General features: G+C 74.7%; 17 protein-coding genes. 11 read left to right on the forward strand and 6 right to left on the reverse strand.

Translation table 11 applies throughout. The features are described from left to right. Positions 1–13: 13 nt before the first annotated feature. Together BJ993_RS11720 and BJ993_RS11725 are read right to left on the reverse strand one after the other, a co-directional pair. Complete coding sequence (locus tag BJ993_RS11720) at positions 14–745, reverse strand: LytR/AlgR family response regulator transcription factor (protein ID WP_179648939.1); 732 nt, start codon at positions 743–745, stop codon at positions 14–16. Further along, complete coding sequence (locus tag BJ993_RS11725) at positions 742–1,863, reverse strand: sensor histidine kinase (protein WP_179648940.1); 1,122 nt, start codon at positions 1,861–1,863, stop codon at positions 742–744. The genes BJ993_RS11720 and BJ993_RS11725 overlap by 4 nt, the downstream gene beginning before the upstream one ends. A 132-nt stretch (positions 1,864–1,995) precedes the next feature. Here BJ993_RS11725 and BJ993_RS11730 point away from each other — a divergent pair, with 132 nt between their 5' ends. Next, positions 1,996–3,606 (forward strand): calcium-binding protein, encoded by a 1,611-nt coding sequence (locus tag BJ993_RS11730; RefSeq protein WP_179648941.1) that lies wholly within the window; start codon positions 1,996–1,998, stop codon positions 3,604–3,606. Positions 3,607–3,704: 98 nt separating this feature from the next. On the opposite strand, the gene BJ993_RS11735 is transcribed toward BJ993_RS11730, so the two are convergent. Beyond that, positions 3,705–4,655, reverse strand: a complete 951-nt coding sequence (locus tag BJ993_RS11735) for a class I SAM-dependent methyltransferase (RefSeq protein WP_036543488.1) — start codon at positions 4,653–4,655, stop codon at positions 3,705–3,707. An 82-nt stretch (positions 4,656–4,737) separates the two neighbouring features. Here BJ993_RS11735 and BJ993_RS11740 point away from each other — a divergent pair, with 82 nt between their 5' ends. Continuing rightward, complete coding sequence (locus tag BJ993_RS11740; protein ID WP_179648942.1) at positions 4,738–5,472, forward strand: oxidoreductase; 735 nt, start codon at positions 4,738–4,740, stop codon at positions 5,470–5,472. 292 nt (positions 5,473–5,764) lie between these two features. Here BJ993_RS11740 and BJ993_RS11745 read toward each other — a convergent pair whose 3' ends face one another. Then, positions 5,765–6,574 carry an HAD family hydrolase gene (locus BJ993_RS11745; RefSeq protein WP_036543483.1) on the reverse strand — a complete coding sequence of 270 codons (810 nt, stop codon included), beginning with the start codon at positions 6,572–6,574 and terminating at the stop codon, positions 5,765–5,767. Between the two features lie 130 nt (positions 6,575–6,704). Here BJ993_RS11745 and ssd point away from each other — a divergent pair, with 130 nt between their 5' ends. From ssd to BJ993_RS11780, 7 genes are all read left to right on the forward strand, one after another. After that, a complete protein-coding gene (gene ssd / locus BJ993_RS11750; protein ID WP_179648944.1) occupies positions 6,705–7,793 on the forward strand; it encodes a septum site-determining protein Ssd in 1,089 nt (362 codons plus the stop codon). Then, positions 7,793–8,959 carry a TadA family conjugal transfer-associated ATPase gene (locus BJ993_RS11755; RefSeq protein WP_373366965.1) on the forward strand — a complete coding sequence of 389 codons (1,167 nt, stop codon included), beginning with the start codon at positions 7,793–7,795 and terminating at the stop codon, positions 8,957–8,959. The genes ssd and BJ993_RS11755 overlap by 1 nt, the downstream gene beginning before the upstream one ends. Continuing rightward, positions 8,959–9,729, forward strand: a complete 771-nt coding sequence (locus BJ993_RS11760) for a type II secretion system F family protein (protein WP_179648945.1) — start codon at positions 8,959–8,961, stop codon at positions 9,727–9,729. The genes BJ993_RS11755 and BJ993_RS11760 overlap by 1 nt, the downstream gene beginning before the upstream one ends. 3 nt (positions 9,730–9,732) lie before the next feature. Continuing rightward, positions 9,733–10,458: a type II secretion system F family protein gene (locus tag BJ993_RS11765; protein ID WP_179648946.1), complete on the forward strand. Its 726-nt coding sequence runs from the start codon at positions 9,733–9,735 to the stop codon at positions 10,456–10,458. A 170-nt stretch (positions 10,459–10,628) separates the two neighbouring features. Continuing rightward, positions 10,629–10,805, forward strand: a complete 177-nt coding sequence (locus BJ993_RS11770; RefSeq protein WP_179648947.1) for a DUF4244 domain-containing protein — start codon at positions 10,629–10,631, stop codon at positions 10,803–10,805. Next, the gene (locus BJ993_RS11775) at positions 10,802–11,185 is read left to right on the forward strand and encodes a TadE family type IV pilus minor pilin (RefSeq protein WP_179648948.1); all 384 of its coding nucleotides are present in this window, start codon (positions 10,802–10,804) and stop codon (positions 11,183–11,185) included. The genes BJ993_RS11770 and BJ993_RS11775 overlap by 4 nt, the downstream gene beginning before the upstream one ends. Next, positions 11,182–11,544: an Rv3654c family TadE-like protein gene (locus BJ993_RS11780; protein ID WP_308645546.1), complete on the forward strand. Its 363-nt coding sequence runs from the start codon at positions 11,182–11,184 to the stop codon at positions 11,542–11,544. The genes BJ993_RS11775 and BJ993_RS11780 overlap by 4 nt, the downstream gene beginning before the upstream one ends. Before the next feature lie 16 nt (positions 11,545–11,560). Here BJ993_RS11780 and BJ993_RS11785 read toward each other — a convergent pair whose 3' ends face one another. Further along, on the reverse strand, positions 11,561–11,887 hold the full coding sequence (locus BJ993_RS11785; RefSeq protein WP_179648949.1) for a hypothetical protein: 327 nt from the start codon (positions 11,885–11,887) through the stop codon (positions 11,561–11,563). 172 nt (positions 11,888–12,059) lie between these two features. Continuing rightward, a complete protein-coding gene (gene sftH, locus BJ993_RS11790; RefSeq protein WP_373366951.1) occupies positions 12,060–14,444 on the reverse strand; it encodes a DEAD/DEAH box helicase in 2,385 nt (794 codons plus the stop codon). Positions 14,445–14,590: 146 nt separating this feature from the next. On the opposite strand from sftH, the gene BJ993_RS11795 reads away from it, so the two are divergent. Continuing rightward, positions 14,591–14,932 (forward strand): STAS domain-containing protein, encoded by a 342-nt coding sequence (locus BJ993_RS11795; protein ID WP_277987687.1) that lies wholly within the window; start codon positions 14,591–14,593, stop codon positions 14,930–14,932. Between the two features lie 198 nt (positions 14,933–15,130). Continuing rightward, positions 15,131–17,470 (forward strand): sodium-translocating pyrophosphatase, encoded by a 2,340-nt coding sequence (locus BJ993_RS11800; RefSeq protein WP_179648950.1) that lies wholly within the window; start codon positions 15,131–15,133, stop codon positions 17,468–17,470. Positions 17,471–17,485: the final 15 nt, after the last annotated feature.

Below are 17,485 nucleotides of genomic sequence, written 5' to 3' on the forward strand. Positions count from 1 at the left end.
GGGCCGGCCATCCTCAGCCCCCGGCCCGGGCGCGGCGGACCAACACGTCGCGCAGGGCGCGGGTGTGCCGTCGGCTGACCGGCAGCTCGGTGTCGCCGACCATGACCGACGTGCGCCCCGACTCCGTGCGGACCTCGGTGACGTGGGCGAGCGCGACCAGCAGGGAGCGGTGGATCCGGTGGAAGCCGGCCTCGGCCCACTGCTCCTCCAGTGTCGTCAGCGGCACCCGCACCAGGTAGGCCTCGCCGGCGCTCGTGTGGAGGCGGGCGTAGTCGCCCTGCGCCTCGACGTGGGTGATGTCGCCGCGGTCGACGAAGCGGGTGACCCCGCCGCGCTCCACCGCGACCTGGGTGTCGGGGGCGGCCGGGGGCGGCGCGCCGGCGGCGAGGACGCGGCGTACCGCCTCGGCGAGCCGCTCCGGGCGCACCGGCTTGAGCACGTAGTCGACGGCGTGCAGGTCGAAGGCGTCGACCGCGTGCTTCTCGTGCGCGGTGACGAAGACGACCGGCGGCGGCTGCTTGAACCGGCCGAGCACCTCGGCCAGCTCGAGCCCGCTGAGGCCGGGCATCTGGATGTCGAGGAAGACGCAGTCGACCTCGCGCTCGCGCAGCAGCCGCAGGCTGTCGGTCGCCGACTGGCACGCCACCACCTCGCCCACCCGCGGGTCGGCGTCGAGCAGGTAGGTCAGCTCGTCGAGGGCGGGCCGCTCGTCGTCCACGACGAGGACCCGCAGGCCCGCGCTCACACGGTCACCCCCGCCGCGAACTTCGGCACCCGCACGATCACCTTGGTCCCGGCACCCGGAGCGGTCTCCACGACGAGACCGTAGTCGTCGCCGAAGGTCGCGCGCAGCCGCGCGTCCACGTTGCCCAGGCCGATGGAGTCGAGCGAGGCGTCGCCGGCGAGCGCGCGGCGTACCCGCTCGGGGTCCTCTCCGACGCCGTTGTCCTCGACCTCGATCACCGCCTCGTGCCCGCGGTCGTGGGCGTTGATGGTGAGCAGGCCGGTCTGGTCGGCGCCCTCGAGGCCGTGGCGGACGGCGTTCTCGACGAGCGGCTGGATGCACAGGAACGGTACGACGACCGGCAGCACCTCCGGCGCCACGTTGAGCGTGACCTGGAGCCGGTCGCCGAAGCGCGCCTGCTCCAGCAGGAGATAGCGCTCGATCGAGTTCAGCTCCTCGGCGAGGGTGGTGAACTCGCCGTGCCGGCGGAAGGAGTAGCGGGTGAAGTCGGCGAACTCGAGCAGCAGCTCGCGGGCCCGGTCGGGGTCGGTGCGCACGAAGCTGGCGATCGCGTTGAGCGAGTTGTAGACGAAGTGCGGGCTGATCTGGGCCCGCAGCGCACGCACCTCGGCCTCGATCATCCGGTTGCGGTGGGCGTCGAGCTCGGCGAGCGCGAGCTGTCCCGACACCCACTCGGCGACCTCCTCGGTCGCCCGCACCAGGCCGGCCGTCGGCGTCGGCGAGAAGGCCTGCACCGTCCCGAGCACCCGGCCCTCCACCACCAGCGGGCTCACCACGCCGGTGCGCACCGGGCAGCCCGCCTCGGTGCAGCCGAGCTGGGCGCGGTCGACCGTGCGGGTGCTGCCCTTCTCGATCGCGAGCAGCCCGACCGCGGCGGCCTGGTCGACGTGGTGGCCGCCGACGCCGTCCCACGCGAGCACCGCCTCGGTGTCGGTGATCGCCAGGGCGGGCGTGCCGAGCAGGGTGCGCAGGTGGCGGATCGCCCGCTCGGCGCTGGTCGTGGTCAGGCCCTCGCGCAGGGCCGGGGAGGCGAGGGAGGCCTGGTGCAGCGCGCGGAACGCGGCCCGGTCGGCATCGCTGCCGAGGTGCCCGCGTCGCCACAGCCGTCCGCCCCGCATCCCCCCATCCTGCCGCGCGGACGGCGCATTGCTCACGCGCGGCGCGCGATTACTCATCCCGGCGCCCGTTGCCTACTCAAACGGCCCGTTGGGTAATGACGGTGGTCCTCCGGCGCCCCTAGCGTCCCGGGCATGCTCAAGCTCCTGGCCCCGGCGGCCACCCTCGCCGCCGCCCTCGTCCTCGTCCCGGCGACCGCCGACGCCGCCCCGACCTGCGGTGGCAAGGCGGTGACCATCGACCTCAACGTCACGCCCGGCGCGGCTGCCACGGCCGGCGACGACGTCATCCTGGGCACGCCGGAGGTCGACACCATCCTGGGACTCGGCGGCAACGACACGATCTGCGCGGGCGAGGGCGACGACCACGTGTTCGGCGGCCCCGGCACCGACCTCCTGGCCGGCGGCACCGGCGCGGACCAGGTGAGCGGCGACGAGGGTGACGACCTGCTCGACGGCGGCACCGGCGGGGACCGGGTGTACGGCGGGAGCGATGCCGGGGCCGACCAGCTGCGCGGCGGCAGCGGCAACGACGTCCTGTGGGGAGGTCTTGGCGACGACACGGTCGACGGCGGCATCGGCGAGGACGAGGCCAGCTACGAGGGTGCTCCCCAGGGAGTGATCGCGACGCTGGCCGAGGGCCGCGTCGTCGGCGGCCACGGAGTCGACACCGTGAGCTCGGCCGAGGCCTACCTCGGGACGGGCTACAGCGACACGTTCTACGGCTCGGACCGACCGGAGCGGATCGACGGCGCGGGCGGGGGCGACTACCTCTTCTCCTACGGCGGCGACGACGTCGTCGCGGGCGGCACCGGCAACGACCAGATCGGCGGCGGGGACGGGGCCGACGTCCTGATCGGCGGTCCGGGGGACGACGGGATCTCCGGGGACCAGGGCATCGACCTCGCGTCCTACGAGCGGGCCACGGCCGGGGTCTTCGTCAACCTGGGTGCCGGCACCGCCGCCGCGGGCGGGGACGGGTCGGACCAGCTGTTCTCCCTCGAGGGCGTGATCGGCTCGGCGTTCGGCGACCAGCTCTACGGCTCCGACAGCGCCGACCGGCTCTACGGCCGAGGTGGCGACGACGGGGTCGCCGGGTTCGGCGGGGACGACCTGGTCGACCTCGGTGACGGTGACGACTCCGCCAATGCCGGGGCCGGCGACGACACCGTGCGCGGCGGTGCCGGTGACGACAGCGTGTCCGGCTACGAGGGCGCCGACCGGCTCCACGGCGGTGCTGGGCACGACGTCCTCGCCGGCGGCGTCGGCAACGACGTGCTCGTCGGCGAGGCCGGTGGCGACGAGCTCGCCGGGGCCGACGGCAACGACAGCCTGACCGGCGGATCCGGCGCGGACAGCCTGCTGGGAGGGCCCGGCGACGACCTCGTGGCACCGGGCGCCGGAGAGGACGACGCGGACGGCGGCAGCGGGACGGACGTGCTGTCCTACGCCGACGCGACCGCTGGTGTGGCCGTCGACCTGCGCCGGACGAGCCAGGCGACCGGCGGATCCGGCACGGACGCGTTCGTCCGCTTCGAGCGACTCACCGGATCGCGCTACTCCGACCGCCTCCACGGGACCAACGCCGCCAACCTGCTGCGTGGCGGCGCCGGCAACGACCGGCTCTACGGGCTCGGCGGCGCCGACCGGCTGTACGGCGAGGCGGGCAACGACCTCCTCGACGGCAGCACCGGCACCGACACCTGCTCGGGCGGGACGGGGACGAACACGCTGCGCTCGTGCTGACCCGGCCGCTGACCGGTCAGTGGGGGCCGGTCAGTGGGGGCCGGTCAGCGGGGGCCGGTCAGCGGGGGCCGGTCAGCGGGGGCCGGTCAGCGGGGTCATCAGCGGAAGTCGATGAGCAGCATGCCCGAGTCGTCGTCGGCCGGCGGCTCGACGGCGGGGGGCATGGCGGGGCCGGCCGCGGCGGTGGGGGCGGCGGTGCCGGCGGTCAGCGGCACGGTGTCCTCGCCGACGTACTCCGCCGGCAGGGTGGGGGACGCGTCGGCGGCACCGGGCGTCGTACCGGCGTCCTGGCGGATGGTCTTCGGCTGGATGCCGACGACGGCGCGGAAGCACTCGGTGACCCAGGGCAGCTGCATGCCGTCCATGCCGCGGCCGAAGTCGTCGTAGAAGGAGACGACCTCGCGGACGCGGGAGTCCTGCCCGGTGCGCTCGAGCGTCGCGACGTCGGGCAGCGAGCGGACGAGGTCCTGGACCGAGTCGCGGTGGATGACCTGCCACTGCTTGAAGGAGGCGTCCTCGGCCGGGCCGAAGTAGGGGGAGGCCTCGATCGCCTCGCCCATGCCCTCGCCGGTCGTGTGGTGGCCGATCAGGTTGCCGAGCCGCTTGACCCACGGGATCCGCTCGTCGCGGACGTTGCGGATGAGGGCGAAGGTGCCGCCGCGCTTGAGGACGCGCGCGATCTCGGGCAGCGCCTTCTCGGCGTCGAAGTGCTCGAAGGCGTCGGCGACGACCACGAGGTCGTAGGTCGCGTCGGCGGCGGGGATCTCCTCCGCGGCGGTCTGCGACACCCGCATCTCCGGCAGCCGCAGCGCGAGCCGGTCGAGCATCCGCGGGTCGGGGTCGGTGGCGTGCACGTCGTGGCCCAGCGCGACCAGGTGCTCGGTGAGCTTGCCGGTGCCGGCGCCGAGCTCGAGCACGGTCAGCGGCTGCTCGCCCGTCAGCCACTCCACGGCCTCGCGCGGGTAGCCGGGGCGACCGCGGTCGTAGGCCTCGGCCACCGCGCCGAAGCAGAGCGCGGCCGGGGTCGGGGTGGTGTCGTCGGTAGCCATCGAGCCGAGGGTACGGCGGCAGGCGGTCCGTGCTGCGGAGGCACGCCTGAGCCCGGGCGCACGCCTCAGTACCGTTGGGCCGGTGAGCACCGATCCCCACGCCTGGCTGATCTCCCTCGAGGGCGTGCCCTCCGGCTTCGCCGGCGCCCGCGACGGGATCGACGTGCTGCTGCGCGACCGCGGCCTGCGCCGCACCAGCCCCGAGCTGACGGGGGAGTCGCTGCTGCGGGGCGCCCACGCGAGCGCCGTGCTGGAGGGCTCTGCCTCCTCGCTGGCCGAGGTCCGCGCCGGGGAGGGTGACGAGATCGCGGCCGACGCGGTGCGGGTCTCGACCGAGCTGCTCTCGCTGGTGCCGGTGCTGCGCCGCCAGCCGCTCCAGGCCTTCGCCCGGATGCACACCCTGGCCGCCCGCGGCGTGCTGCCCGACGAGCTGCTCGGCCGCCCACGCGACGGCGAGGCCGCCGCCTCCCTGCGCGCCATCGCCACGCTGGTGACCGCCCCGACCGAGGCGCCGGCGCTCGCGGTCGCCGCCGTCGTGCACGCCGAGTTGGTGAGCGCCGCGCCGTTCGGCTCCCACAACGGCATCGTGGCCCGCGCGACGGAGCGGCTGCTGCTCGCCGCCCGCGGCGTCGACGAGAAGTCGCTCGTCGTACCGGAGGCGGCGCACCTGGCGCTGCGGCCGCAGTACGAGTCCAACCTGCGCGGCTGGGCCACCGGGGGTGCGGCCGGCCGGCACGCGTGGCTGCTCTACGCGACCGAGGCGTACGCCGCGGCGGCCGAGGCGAGCCCACTGGTGCGCGACGCGGAAACACCCTGAACATGCAGGTGGCACCCGAGCCATCGAGTGTCTCGGGTGCCACCGCTGACACGTGAACCATTGGCTACCAGGCGTGCACCGTCAATTGCTGCCCCGGATGTGTTCCGAGCGCCAGCGCCCTGTTAGGAAGGGTGGATCGCCGCGTGGGTACCGGGATCACGTGTTGCTCTTGAGTTCTTGATGTCCTTTGTACGCCGCCCGGCGGCCACCTTCAAGGGTTGTCTTTTGGTGCCATCCGGGGAACAGTGGCCGGTTGGGACGGGCCTTCATCCAGGCCCGGCCGGCAACGGGATCAGGCGCTGAGCGAGCGCTTGCGAGCCCCGATCCAGACCGCCGCACCGACCGCGACGACACCGCCCACGGCGAGCGCCGCGAGCGTCGGCTTCGGCGGCGGCAGGTGCAGCCGCGACTGCAGCTCGACCGGCCGGTTGAAGACCAGGACCGGCCAGCCGCGGGCGGCCGCGACCTTGCGCAGCTCCTTGTCCGGGTTGACCGCGTGCGGGAAGCCGACGGCCTCGAGCATCGGCACGTCGGTGACCGAGTCGGAGTAGCCGTAGGAGCCCTCGAGGTCGTAGCCGACGGTCTCGGCGAGCGCGCGGATCGCGTTGGCCTTCTCCTCGGCGTAGGCGTAGTAGTCGATCTCGCCGGTGTAGCGGCCGTCCTCGACCTTGAGGCGCGTGGCGACGACGCGGTCGGCGCCGAGGAGCTGGCCGATCGGCTCGACGACCTCGCTGCCGGACGTGGAGACGATGACGACGTCGCGGCCGGCGGCGTGGTGCTCGTCGATGAGGCGGACCGCCTCGTCGTACACGAGGGGGTCGACGACGTTGTGCAGGGTGTCGGCGACGATCTCGCGGACCGTGGCGACGTCCCAGCCGGCGCACAGCTGCGACATGAACTGGCGCATCTTCTCGACCTGGTCGTGGTCGGCGCCGCCGACCATGAAGACGAACTGGGCGTACGCCGAGCGCAGCACCGCCCGGCGCGAGATGAGCCCGCCGGCCTGGAAGGGCTTGCTGAACGCCAGCACGCTCGACTTGGCGATGATCGTCTTGTCGAGGTCGAAGAACGCCGCCGTGGGCGCCCTACCCGGTCGGGCCATGGAGTCATCGTAGGGAACGCCTGTCACGGGAAGGGCCATCCGTGGTCCACAGCGGGGTGTCCGGTCGTCTTTGTCCACCGTCGTCGCTGGCCGGGGCGTGGTCCTGTCGGACCGTGGCGACAACCTCGCCATGTCCCGACACACACCCCCGCCCCCGTCCGCACCCGTCCTGGTGGTGACCGCCGATGAAGCCCTGCTCGCCGCGCTGCTGCCGCTCGCCGCCGCGGCCGACGTCACGCCGACCGTCGCCCGCGACCCGCTGACCGCGCTCCGGTCCTGGGCGCGCGCACCCGTCGTCCTCGTCGGCGCCGACCTGGCCGACGAGATGCTCCGCTACACCCCCGAGCCGCATCCGCGCTCCTATGTCGTCACCCACCTGCCCGCCCCGCACGAGCTGTTCCGGACGACGCTGCGGCTCGGCGCCGAGCAGGTCGTCGAGCTGCCCGTCTCGTCCGGGTGGCTGGTCGAGCTGCTGGCCGACCTGACCGAGCGGCAGCCCGGCCGGGGGCGGGTGGTCGGCGTCATCGGCGGCACCGGTGGCGCCGGCGCCACGACCTTCGCCTGCGCCCTCGGCCAGTGGGCGGCCCGCTCCGCCCCGGCCGTCGTGATCGACTGCGACCCGCAGGGGCCCGGCCTGGACCGGATGCTCGGGGTCGAGCGGCGCGAGGGCTTCCGCTGGGACGCGCTGTGCCAGACGACGGGCCGGCTCTCGGCGCGGGCGCTGCGCGAGGCGCTGCCGCGCAGCGGGCGGCTCGGCGTGCTCTCCTGGTACGTCGACGGGCGGGTCCAGAGCCTCCAGGCGTTCGCCGCCCGCGAGGCGCTCTCCGCCGCCCGCCGGGGCCACGCCGTGGTGGTGGCCGACCTGCCGCGCTCGCCCGACCCGCTGGTCGACGAGATCGCCGCCCGGTGCGACCTGCTGCTGGTGATGACCGTCGCGAGCGTGGTCGGCGTCGCCGGGGCGGCGCGGATGCGGGCGCGCTTCGCGGAGCACGCCGACGTGGGCGTCGTACTCCGGGGGGAGGCGTTCGGCCCCGAGGAGGTGCAGCGCGCCACCGGGCTCCCGGTGGTGGTCCAGATGCGCGACCAGCGTGGGCTGGCCGAGGCCGTCGACCTCGGGCTCGGTCCGCTGCGCACCTCACGCGGTCCGCTCGCGCGGGCGGTCGCGCAGGTGCTCGGCGAGTCCGTGGACCCGCAGGCCGACAGTCAGGCGGCGGCGTGATCCCCGACGACCTGGCCGCGCTGGTCGAGGAGGTCCGGCGCCGCCTGGCGGCCGAGCCGGGGGCGCTGACGCCGCACCGGGTCGCCGACGCGCTGCGTGCCGCGGGCCGCCCGGTGGGTGACGCGACCGTGCTCGCCGTCTACGAGTGGCTGCGACGCGAGGTCGTCGGCGCCGGGCCGCTCGAGCCCCTGCTGGACCTGCCGGGCGTCACCGACGTGCTCGTCAACGGCCCGGGCCCGGTGCGGATCGACCGGGGGAGCGGGCTGGAGGAGACGTCGGTGGTGCTCGGGTCGGAGGAGGAGTGTCGCCGGCTCGCGCAACGCCTGGTCGCGAGCGGCGGCCGGCGTATCGACGACGCCGCGCCGTGGGCCGACGTACGACTCCCCGACGGCACCCGGTGCCACGCCGTCCTCGCACCGATCGCCCAGCCGGGCACGGCGATCTCGCTGCGCGTGCCGCGCCGGGGTGGGTTCTCCCTGCCCGACCTGTATGACGCCGGCGCGCTCACCGACGAGGGTCGCGACCTGCTCGGCCAGGTCGTCGCCCGCCGCCTCGCCTTCCTGGTCTCGGGCGGCACAGGCACGGGCAAGACCACCTTGCTGTCGGCGCTGCTCGGCAGCGTCGACCCGGCCGAGCGGATCGTCGTCGTCGAGGACGCAGCCGAGCTGCGGCCCGACCACCCGCAGGTCGTGGGCCTCGAGGCGCGACCGCCCAACCTGGAGGGTGCCGGCGCGGTGGCGCTGCGCGACCTGGTGCGTCAGGCCCTGCGGATGCGGCCGGACCGGCTCGTCGTCGGCGAGGTCCGCGACGCGGCGGTCGTCGACCTGATGGCGGCGATGAACACCGGCCACGAGGGTGGCTGCGGCACGCTGCACGCCAACTCCGCGGCGGACGTGCCGGCCCGGGTGGAGGCGCTCGCCCTCACCGCAGGGCTCGGCCGGGCCGCGGCGCACAGCCAGCTGGCGTCCGCGCTCGACCTGGTGCTGCACCTGGCGCGGGACCGGGCGACGGGCCGACGGCGGCTGGCGGAGATCGCCGTCCTCGTCCGGGACGACGCGGGCTGGGTCCGCACGGAGGTGGCGGTCGCGTTCGGGGCTGACGGCCTGCTGGTGCCCGGCCCGGGGTCGCGCCGCCTCTTCGACCTGCTCGACGGCAGGGCGCCGTGATGGCCGCCGTCCTGCTGGTGGCCGCGGCGGTGGGCCTGCTGGTGCCCGGATCGCGACGGGTCGCGGCCGGTCCCGGGTCCCGGACCGGCCGGCGGTGGCCGCGGTGGTGGCCGGTGCTGCCGGCCGCAGCCGCCGGGCTGGTCGCCGGCTCGCCGCGGGGTGCGACGCTCGCCGTCGTCGGTCTGGGGGTCGCCCTCGGGGCCGCGCGGCTGGTCCGCCGTGCCCGGGCCGCACGCGCGGCGTCCGCGAACCGCACCCGGGCGGTCGAGCTGTGCGACGCCGTGCAGGCCGAGCTCGCCGCCGGCCAGACCGCGGGCCTGGCGCTCGACCGGGCCGCGGCGGACTGGCCGCTCGTCGGGCCCGCCGCGCGCGCCGCCCTCGCCGGGGGCGACGTCCCCGCGGCCCTGCGCGAGCTGGCCGCCGAGCCGGGGGCGGGCTCGGCGCGGGTCGTCGCGGCCGCCTGGCAGGTCGCCCACCGCACCGGTCACGGACTCGCCGACGCCCTCGGACGGGTCGCGGACGACCTCCGGGCCGCCGAGCAGACCCGCCGGATCGTGGCCGGCGAGCTCGCCTCCGCCCGCGCCACCGCCCGCCTCCTCGCCGGCCTCCCGTTCCTCGCGCTGGCGATGGGGGCGGGCGCCGGGGCCGAACCGTGGGCCTTCCTGCTCGGCGAGCCGGCCGGCCTCGCCTGCCTGGCGACGGGGCTCGGCCTCGCCTACGCGGGACTCGCCTGGGTCGAGGCGCTCGCCCGCGGCGTCGACGGGGGCTAGGCCGTGACGCTGCTGGTCGTGCTCCTCGCCGCCGGGGTCGCGGAGCTCGTCGTCCCCGCCCGGTCGCAGGTCGTGCCTCCCTCTGCGCCGGTCGCCGTGCCGGGTCCGACCACGCCGGAGCCGGAGGGACTGCTGCGTCGCGGGCGATGGTGGTGGGCCCTGCTCGCCGGTGCCGGTGCGGCCGCCTTCGTCGGCGGTCCGCTCGCGCTGCCGGCAGGGCTGGTGACCGGCACCGTCGTCCTCGTGGTCGCGCAGCGGATCGAGCCCGCCGTCGTACGCGCGCGACGGGAGGAGGTACGCCGCGACCTGCCCCATGTCGTCACCCTGCTCGCCGCCGCCCTGCGGTCCGGGGCGGCGCCGGCCGACGCCGTCGACCTGGTCTGCCGGTCCCTTCCCGGGGCGGCTGCCGAGCGGTTGGTCCCGGTCGCCGCCCGGCTCCGGCTCGGTGGCGACCCGGTCGCGATCTGGACCGCCCTCGGCGGCGACCCGGAGCTCGCCCCGCTGGGCCGCACCCTTGCCCGCGCGCAGCGCACCGGTGCCCCGATCGTCGGCGCGGTCGAGCGCCTCGGCGAGGAGCTCGCCCGGCGGGGGCGCGCGGAGGTCGAGGACCGCGCCCGGGCGATCGGCGTGCGTGCGGCCGTGCCCCTGGGGCTGTGCCTGCTGCCCTCCTTCCTGGTGCTGGGCATCGTCCCGCTGGCGGTCTCGCTGGCGACGACGATCACCGGATGAGGGTCGGGTCGTGTCCCACGGTTCACCGCGCCGGCCACCTGCCGCGCGGGTCCCTGTGGACGACGGGTGCCCGTCCACAGGCACGACCTGCGCGGGGCCGGGACGTCGTGGGCCGGGCGCAGGCTCCTCGCAGCGGCCGCACCCGGTGGCCACCGATGAAGGGAGACTCCATGTCCCGACCGACGACCCGTTCCGAGCGCGGGGTCACGACTGCCGAGTACGCCGTCGCCACGGCTGCCGGTGCCGGCTTCGCGGGGTTGCTGTTCAAGCTGCTCAGCGGCGGGTTCGGCGACCACCTGATCAAGACCCTGTTCGACCACGTGCTGGGTCTGCTCGGGCTCCGATGACGGGCCTGCGCAGGTCGCGGCGCGGCGAGCGGGGCGCGGTCACCGCGGAGCTGGCCGTGGCCCTCCCCGTCCTGCTCGCCGTGACCGCCGGCCTGGCCTGGCTCCTCGCGGTCGCGATCGGGCAGGTCCGCACGGTCGACGCCGCCCGCGAGACCGCCCGGGCGCTGGCCCGCGGCGACGACGAGGCGGCTGCCCTCGCCGTGGGCCGCCGGGTCGCGCCCGAGGGCGTCGCGCTCGTGGTCCGCCGTGACGGCGATCGCGTGGTCGTGCACGCCAGCGGCCGGATGGATGGTCCGGGCGGGTTGTTCTCGGTGATCCCGGGCGCCCGCCTGGACGCCGAGGCGGTCGCCTTGGCCGAGGGTGAGGGGCCGCCGCCGTGACCGCGGCGGGCGCGGCGGGCGAGCGGGGAGCGGCGACGGTGCTGGTCGTCGCGATGGCCGGCCTGCTGATGCTCGTCGGTGCCGCCGCGGGCGTGGTCGGCGCGATCGTCGCGGCCCACCGTGCCGCCCAGTCCGCCGCCGACCTCACGGCGCTCGCCGGTGCTGCGACGCTCGCCGACCACGCCGGGCGCGACCCCTGTGCAGCCGCTGGCAAGGTCGCCGTCGCCAACGGCGCCACCTTGGCGAGCTGCACCGTGGAGGGCTCGGACGTGGTCGTGGAGGTGACGGTCGGCGGGCCCCGCTGGCTCGGCCAGGACCAGGACCTGTCGGCTCAGGCCCGGGCCGGACCGGTCGGGTGAACGGGCAGGGGCGGGATCAGCTGTCGTCGTCGCGGCCGGACAGGTCCTCGCGCCGCCGCTCCGCCTCGACCTCGTCGAGCTTCTGGGAGAGCTCGTTGAGCCGCTTCTGCTCCTTGCGCCGCTTCCAGCCCTGCTTGGCGCCGGCCTTCATGAACCACAGGCCCGCGATGACCAGCAGGCCCGAGACGACGCCGATCAGGAAGAGCACCTCGGGGTCGACGTTGATGCCGATGATCTCGGTCGTGCGGCGGTCCTTGCCATCGACGTCGTAGTCGCTGCCGAAGACACCCGCGAGGATGGCCAGCACGCCGACGAGGAGCAGGATGAGCCCGATGATCACCATGTCGGCACCTTAGCCTCAATCCACCGACTTCCCGCTGCTGCGCGGGCCCCATATGGGCACGCTGGCTGCGTTGCCGACGCTCGACAGACGTCCAGTCTGGCTTCGCGCCGGGCGCCTTGCCATCGCACCCATCTGGTGCCGCTCGCGACGCGGCAACTCGGTGGATTGAGGCTTAGCCCGGATCGACGGGCGCCCCGGCGAGCAACGCGTCGAGCAGGGCGACCGCCCCGCGCTTGTCGAGCGGGTCGTTGCCGTTGCCGCACTTGGGGGACTGGATGCAGGACGGGCACCCGGACGCGCACTCGCAGGCAGCGATCGTCGCCCGGGTGGCGCGCAGCCAGGCGGCAGCCGTGCGGTAGCCGCGCTCGGCGAAGCCGGCGCCGCCGGGGTGGCCGTCGTGGACGAAGACGGTGAGCACGCCGGTGTCGGGGTGGCGGGCGGTGGAGACGCCGCCGATGTCCCAGCGGTCGCAGGTCGCGAAGAGCGGCAGCAGGCCGATCGAGCAGTGCTCGGCGGCGTGCGCCGCGCCCGGCAGGTCCGCCACCTCCAGCGCGGCGGACGCGAGCATCGGGGCCAGCACGGCGTCCGGCACCGTCCACCAGACGGCGGTGGTGGCGAGGGTCCGGGGTGGCAGGTCGAGCGGCGTCTCGTCGATGACCTCGCCGGTGCGTGCCCGCCGCCGGAGGTACGACGTCACCTGGCTGGTCACCTCGACCCGGCCGAGCGAGACCCGGCAGGGCCCCCAGTCGGCGTACTCCTCCTCGGCGACGATGGTGATGTCGGTGACCTCGCGGGCCGACGTCGTGTGGTCGACCTCGGTCCGGCGCAGGGTCGCGACGTGCTCGTCGAGGTCGAGCTCCTCGACGAGCCAGGTCTCCCCGCGGTGCAGGTAGATCGCGCCGGTGTGGGCCGTGCCGTGGGCGCGGCCGCCGTCGACGGTGCCGACGACACGGCCGGTGCCGGCCTCGACCAGGGCCACCTGCCGGTCACCGGTCGAGCGGATGTCGGCGAGGTCGGCCGCGCGGGAGCGGTCGGTCCAGAACCAGCCGGCCGGCCGTCGCCGCAGCAGCCCGCGCTCGACGAGCGAGGCGAGCACCTCGCGGGTCCGCGGGCCGAACATCGCGAAGTCCGCGGCCGTGATCGGCAGCTCCTGCGCGGCGGCGCACAGGTGCGGACCGAGGACGTAGGGGTTGTCGGTGTCGAAGACGGTGCCCTCGACCGGGCGGCCGAGCAGCGCGTCCGGGTGGTGCACGAGATAGGTGTCGAGCGGGTCGTCACGCGCCACGAACATCCCCAGCGCGCCACCGCCGTCGCGCCCCGCCCGGCCGACCTGCTGCCAGAACGCGGCGCGGGTGCCGGGGTAGCCGGTCACCAGCACGGCGTCGAGGCCGCTCACGTCGATGCCGAGCTCGAGCGCGTTGGTGGCGGCCATGCCGAGCAGCCGGCCGCTGCGCAGCGCGTCCTCGAGGTCGCGCCGCTCCTCCGGCAGGTAGCCGCCGCGGTAGGAGTCGATCCGCCCGGCCAGCGACGGGTCGACCTCCGCCACCAGCTCGCCCGCCCGCCGGGCGACCGTCTCGACGCCGGTGCGGGAGCGGACGAACGCGAGCGTCCGCACGTCCTCGACCACGAGGTCGGCCAGCAGGTCGGCGGTCTCCGCGGTCGCGGGCCGGCGCACCGGGGCCCCGTTCTCCCCCGTGTACGACGTCAGCGGCGGCTCCCACATCGCGACCGCGACGTCGCCGCGGGGCGAGCCGTCGGCCGTCACCGTGGTCACGTCGAGCCCGGTCATCCGGCGCGCGGTGACGTCGGGGTCGGCGACCGTCGCGGACGCGAGGATGAACGTCGGGGACGCGCCGTATGCGGCGCAGATCCGGCGCAGCCGTCGCAGCACCTGGGCCACGTGGGCGCCGAACACCCCGCGGTAGTGGTGGCACTCGTCGACGACCACGAACCGCAGCGACCGGAAGAACTGGGTCCACCGCTCGTGGCCGGGCAGCAGCGAGCGGTGCAGCATGTCGGGGTTGGTGAGCACGTACTCCGCGTGGTCGCGGGTCCACTCCCGCTCCTCGGTCGTGCTGTCGCCGTCGTGGGTGGAGGTGCGCACGTCGAGCCCGAGCGCATGGATCGCCGCCCACTGGTCGTGCGCCAGCGCCTTGGTGGGCGCGAGGTAGAGCACCAACGCGCCCCGCTGTCCCCGCGGGCCGCGCGCCGCCCTGATCGCCGACAGCGTGGGCAGCAGGTAGGCGAGCGACTTGCCGGACGCCGTACCGGTGGAGACGACGACGTGCTCTCCACGGTGGGCCGCCTCGGCGACCGCGACCTGGTGCGCCCAGGGGCGCACCACCCCCTTCCCCGTGTACGACGCCAGCAGGGTCGGGTCCGTCCAGGCCGGCCAGTCCGCGGTGACCGCGGGGCGGGCCGGCAGCTGCTCGAGGTGGGTCAGCCGGTCGGCCCGGCCGGGCAGCGCGGTGAGCCGGCCCAGGACCGCCGCGGGGTCGCGCCGCGCACGGGCGGCCGACGGCACGGCCGACGGTGCGGGGCGGGACTCGACACTCACCCCACGATTGTCGCAAGGGGGCCCGACACGAGCGATGCGCGGCACCGGTTCCGATGACGCCGGAGAGCCCTCTCCACCAGTCTTCGTGCGCGGCCGGGGTCGGCATGGTTTGATGGGCTCCGCAGACGTAGGTATGACATCCCGGGGTGAGTTCGTTGAATCTGACACTGTCGACGCGCGAGGTCGGTGGTCGCACCGTCGTTGCCGTGGGTGGCGAGATCGACGTCTACACCGCGCCCAAGCTGCGCGACACCATCACCGAGCTCGTCGCCGCCGGCACCTACCAGCTCGTCATCGACATGCAGGGCGTGGAGTTCCTCGACTCCACGGGCCTCGGTGTCCTCGTGGGCGGACTCAAGAAGGTCCGCGCCCACGACGGCTCCCTCGAGCTCGTCTGCAACGCCGACCGGCTGCTGAAGATCTTCAAGATCACCGGCCTCGCCAAGGTCTTCGTCATCCACGAGACCCCAGAAGCGGCGCTGGCCTGACGTTCCGCGGCGCGCGCGGCGCGCCGTACCCGCGGTCCCTGGCGCGACCGCGCTCCTTCGGCGACCCTTCGCCGGATTGCCCTGTGACTCGCGTCACAACCTCCGTGTGTTCTGCATCACAGGCTGCGTAGACTCCGGGCCACGAACTCAGACCTGGGTCCCTCGACCCGTACCTGAACTCCCCCAGGAGGCACTTGCATGCCCCGTCCGTTGCTTGCCGACATCGAAGTCTCCGGGGGCGACCTCGCCCTCGTGGTCGTCGTCGCCGCCATCGCCCTCGTCTCCCTCGCCATGGCCACGATGTTCAGAGCGGAGGTGCTGCGTGCCGGCGAGGGCACCCCGAACATGCAGCGCATCGCGCAGGCCGTGCAGGAGGGTGCGAGCGCCTACCTGACCCGGCAGTTCCGCACCCTCTCGATCTTCGCGGCCATCGCCTTCGTCGTCCTGCTGGCCCTCCCGGCCGACGCGGCCGACGGCGCGAGCGGGCTCCAGTCGGAGTGGGCCGTGCGGATCTTCCGCTCGGTCTTCTTCCTCGTCGGCGCGGCCTTCTCGGCGGCGATCGGCTACCTGGGCATGTCGCTCGCCGTGCGGGCGAACCTTCGGGTGGCGGCGGCGGCCAACGAGCAGGGGCGTGACCCCGCGATGAACATCGGCTTCCGCACGGGTGCGTTCGTCGGCATGGCGACGGTCGGCCTCGGCCTGCTCGGCGCCAGCGTGGTCGTGCTCGTCTTCCAGGACGCCTCCCCGAAGGTCCTCGAGGGCTTCGGCTTCGGCGCGGCGCTGCTCGCGATGTTCATGCGTGTCGGCGGCGGCATCTTCACCAAGGCGGCCGACGTCGGCGCCGACCTGGTCGGCAAGGTCGAGCAGAACATCCCCGAGGACGACCCGCGCAACGCCGCGACCATCGCGGACAACGTCGGCGACAACGTCGGTGACTGCGCCGGCATGGCGGCCGACCTGTTCGAGTCGTACGCCGTCACCCTCGTCGCGGCGCTGATCCTCGGCTCGCAGGCGTTCGGTGACCAGGGCCTGGTCTTCCCGCTGATCGTGCCGGCCATCGGTGCGCTCTCCGCGATCGCCGGCGTCTACCTCACCAAGCCGCGGGCCGGCGAGAGCGGCCTGAAGACGATCAACCGGTCGTTCTACCTCTCGGCCGCGGTCGGCGCGGTCGCCAGCGCGATCGCCGCCTTCGTCTACCTGCCCAACGACTGGAGCGACCTCTCCAACGCCAGCGGCGACACGGCCGACCTCGGCCCGGCCGCGTTCGCGGCGGGCGCCGTCGTGATCGGCATCGTCCTCGCGGCGGCGATCCTCGCGCTGACCGGCTACTTCACCGGCACCGAGCACCGCCCGGTCAAGGACGTCGGCAAGACCTCGCTGACCGGCGCGGCGACCGTCATCCTGTCCGGCCTCTCGGTCGGCTTCGAGTCGGCCGTCTACACCGCCATCGTGATCGGCGCCGCCGTCTACGGTGCGGCCCTGCTCGCGGGCGGCGCGACCACGCTGGCGCTGTTCGCGGTGGCCCTCGCGGGTTGCGGCCTGCTCACCACCGTCGGCGTCATCGTCGCGATGGACACCTTCGGCCCGGTCTCCGACAACGCCCAGGGCATCGCGGAGATGTCCGGCGACGTGAGCGAGGAGGGGGCGCAGATCCTGACCGAGCTCGACGCCGTCGGCAACACGACCAAGGCGATCACCAAGGGCATCGCGATCGCGACCGCCGTCCTCGCGGCGAGCGCCCTGTTCGCGTCGTACACGCAGTCGGCCTTCGAGTCCTTCGCCGACGCCACCGACGACGAGTCGGGCCTCGGCTCGCTCGACCTGCTCGGCGACTTCATCGTGTACGACGCCAAGCTGATCGTCGGCGCGCTGCTCGGCGCCGGCGTGGTGTTCCTCTTCTCGGGCCTGGCGATCAACGCCGTCGGCCGCGCGGCCGGTGCCGTGGTGATGGAGGTACGCCGCCAGTTCCGCGACATCCCCGGGATCATGGAGGGCACGGCGCGCCCGGAGTACGGCCGCGTCGTCGACATCGTGACCCGCGACTCGCTGCGCGAGCTGGCCACGCCCGGCATCCTCGCGATCCTGAGCCCGATCGCGGTCGGCTTCGGCCTCGGCGTCGGCCCGCTGGCCGGCTTCCTGGTCGGCGCGATCGCGACCGGCACCCTGATGGCGGTGTTCCTCGCGAACGCCGGTGGTGCCTGGGACAACGCCAAGAAGCTCGTCGAGGACGGCCACCACGGCGGCAAGGGCTCCGAGGCCCACGCGGCCACGGTCATCGGCGACACCGTCGGCGACCCGTTCAAGGACACCGCCGGACCGGCGATCAACCCGCTGCTCAAGGTGATGAACCTCGTCTCGCTGCTCATCGTCGGCGCGGTGATCAGCCTGTCCTACGGGGAGAGCGAGAACGACCTGGTGCGGATCCTGATCGCCCTCGCGGCGGCCACGGGCATCTTCGCCGCGGTCTTCATCTCCAAGCAGCGCTCGTCGTCGATCTCCGACGAGGCGCCCGAGCCGGTGGCCGTCGACAAGGGCTGATCCTGGCGACGGGCA

The organism is Nocardioides aromaticivorans (assembly GCF_013408525.1).
Taxonomy (GTDB): Bacteria; Actinomycetota; Actinomycetes; order Propionibacteriales; family Nocardioidaceae; genus Nocardioides; species Nocardioides aromaticivorans.